This window comes from Mesorhizobium sp. M4A.F.Ca.ET.020.02.1.1 (genome assembly GCF_004022645.1).
Classification (GTDB): domain Bacteria; phylum Pseudomonadota; class Alphaproteobacteria; order Rhizobiales; family Rhizobiaceae; genus Mesorhizobium.
In genome coordinates, this window is the sequence record NZ_RZOI01000748.1 from 1 (window position 1) to 2,845 (window position 2,845).

At 62.7% G+C, this 2,845-nt stretch carries 2 protein-coding genes and 1 pseudogene; all 3 read left to right on the forward strand.

Annotated elements, in window-relative coordinates; translation table 11 throughout:
• A pseudogene (locus EN742_RS30410) lies at positions 1 to 299 on the forward strand (branched-chain amino acid ABC transporter permease LivH); the annotation flags it as partial.
• A gap of 4 nt (positions 300 to 303) precedes the next feature.
• Positions 304 to 1,899 (forward strand): high-affinity branched-chain amino acid ABC transporter permease LivM, encoded by a 1,596-nt coding sequence (gene livM, locus EN742_RS30415; protein WP_126057822.1) that lies wholly within the window; start codon positions 304 to 306, stop codon positions 1,897 to 1,899.
• Positions 1,899 to 2,845: ABC transporter ATP-binding protein (locus EN742_RS30420; RefSeq protein ID WP_148670367.1), on the forward strand; the 947-nt coding region annotated here is incomplete at its 3' end. The genes livM and EN742_RS30420, both read left to right, overlap by 1 nt.

Here is a 2,845-nt window from a genome sequence, read left to right on the forward strand (position 1 = left end):
TCATGGGCGCAGCCCTTGCTGCCGTCGCCGGCACGCTTTTCCTGATGTATTACGGCGTTGTGGTGTTCTCGGACGGCTTCGTGCCCGGCGTGAAGGCCTTCACCGCGGCCGTGCTCGGCGGCATCGGCTCGTTGCCCGGCGCCGTGCTCGGCGGCCTCTTGATCGGCTTCATCGAGAGCATGTGGTCGGCCTATTTCTCCATCGACTACAAGGACGTCGCCGCCTTCTCGATCCTGGCGATCGTGCTGATCTTCCTGCCGTCCGGCATCCTGGGCCGGCCCGAAGTCGAAAAGGTCTGAGCTCATGGCGGTCACAGTAAATCCGGAGCGCGACGCCGTCGCCACTCCCATCCAGCAGGCTTTCCGCGAAGCGCTCTATGCCGGCGCCATCGCTCTTGGGCTGTTCGTGCTGTTGATCGGTCTGAGGACCGACCAGAACATCTCCAACGAGCTGATCCTGGTGCAACGCTGGCGCCTGCTTGCCCTCGTGGTGATTCTCACCGCCGTCGGACGCTTCCTCTACATCGCCTATGTCCAGCCCTTCGTGGCCGGCCTGAAAGTCGCGGATGTCGATACCGGTTTGATGCCGTCCAGCTTGGCGACGCGATTTTTCAAATTGTCGTATTTCATTGCCGCCATCGTGCTAGCGGCTGTGCTGCTTGTGTTGGCCGGCTCCCTTGATGGGTTGCTGGGGCCGGATCTTGCCGGCTATGCACGGTTCTTGCGGGCGCTTGCCATCATCTATGCGTTAGCTTCGGTGCTGTTCTATTTCCGCAGTTTCATTCAAGCCCACTTCTCCGTATTGGGCGTTAGTGCGCTGGCGCTCTATCCGATTATCGTTGTCCTAGCGCTTGCGCTGTACACTGGGTCGATGGCCGGTGGATTCCAAGGCTCGCTAAAATGGGTCGACAATTTCGGTATCCAGATCCTGATCTATGTGATGCTGGCCTGGGGGTTGAACATCGTTGTCGGCCTGGCTGGCCTGCTCGATCTCGGCTACGTCGCCTTCTACGCGGTCGGCGCCTACGCCTATGCGCTGCTCGGCACGCATTTCGGCCTGTCGTTCTGGATACTGTTGCCGGCCGCCGGCTGCATGGCCGCCTTCTGGGGTGTCATGCTCGGCTTCCCGGTGCTGCGGCTGCGCGGCGACTATCTGGCGATCGTGACGCTAGCCTTCGGCGAGATCATCCGCCTGGTGCTGATCAACTGGCGTGAGGTGACCAACGGCTCGGCCGGCATTTCCGGCATTCCGAAAGTCTCCTTCTTCGGCCTGATGTCGTTCAACGTCTCGGATCCGAACTACATCGGCAAGGTATTGGACATCGCCGCTTCGAGCGCCTATTACAAAATCTTCCTCTATTACCTGATCCTGCTGCTCTGCCTGCTCACCGCCTTCGTCACCGTGAGGCTGCGCCGCCTGCCGGTCGGCCGCGCCTGGGAAGCGCTGCGCGAGGACGAGATCGCCTGCCGCTCGCTTGGCATCAACACCACCACGACCAAGCTGACCGCGTTTGCCACCGGCGCCATGTTCGGCGGCTTCGCCGGCTCGTTCTTCGCCGCGCGGCAAGGGTTCGTCAGCCCGGAATCCTTCGTCTTCCTGGAATCGGCGATTGTCCTTGCGATCGTCGTGCTCGGCGGCATGGGTTCGCTGGGCGGCATCGCGGTGGCGGCGCTTGTGATGATCGGCGGCACCGAAGCGCTGCGCGAACTCGATTTCCTAAAGCGAATTTTCGGTCCCGATTTCACACCGGAACTCTACCGCATGCTTTTGTTCGGCATGGCCATGGTCATCGTCATGCTTTGGAAGCCGCGCGGCTTCGTCGGCAGTCGCGAGCCGACAGCCTTCCTCAAGGAGCGAAGAGCCGTCTCAGGCTCCTTCACCAAGGAGGGCCACGGCTGATGAACGCGACCCCATCCTCGAACGAGTTCATCCTGCAGGTCGAGCATCTGTCGATGAAGTTCGGCGGCCTCATCGCCATCGGCGACCTGTCCTTCCAGGCCAGGCGGGGCGAGATCACGGCGCTGATCGGCCCCAACGGCGCCGGCAAGACCACGGTGTTCAACTGCATCACCGGCTTCTACAAGCCGTCGGAAGGCATGATCACGCTGAACCGCAGTGACGGCTCGAGCTACCTGCTCGAACGCCTGCCGAACCACGAGATCCCGGCGCGCGCCAAGGTGGCGCGCACCTTCCAGAACATCCGCCTGTTCTCGGGCATGACCTTGCTGGAGAACCTGCTGGTCGCGCAGCACAACAAGCTGATGAAGGCGTCGGGCTATACGATGCTCGGCCTGTTCGGCTTCTCGAGCTACCGCAAGGCGTCGGCCGAATCGATCGACCTGGCCAAGCACTGGCTGGAGAAGGCCAACCTGGTCGACCGCGCCGACGATCCGGCGGGCGACCTGCCCTATGGTGCGCAGCGGCGCCTGGAGATCGCGCGCGCCATGTGCACGGGCCCCGAGCTTCTGTGCCTCGACGAGCCGGCCGCCGGCCTCAATCCGAAGGAGTCGGCGGCGCTCAACGATCTCCTGATGGACATCAAGAAAAGCACCTCGATCCTGCTGATCGAGCACGACATGTCGGTGGTCATGCAGATCTCCGACCATGTGGTGGTGCTCGAATATGGCCGCAAGATCTCGGACGGCAATCCACAGTCGGTCAGGACCGACCCGCGCGTCATCGCCGCCTATCTCGGCGTCGACGACGAGGAGGTCGAGACGGTGCTGACCGAGGTCGGCGACGAGGATGTCATCGAACAGCTCGATACCGGCCCCGACGCCGCGCACGGCCCGGGTAGCTCATCTTCCTTTCTCGCCGGACCGGTGACCGATACGATCGGCCACAG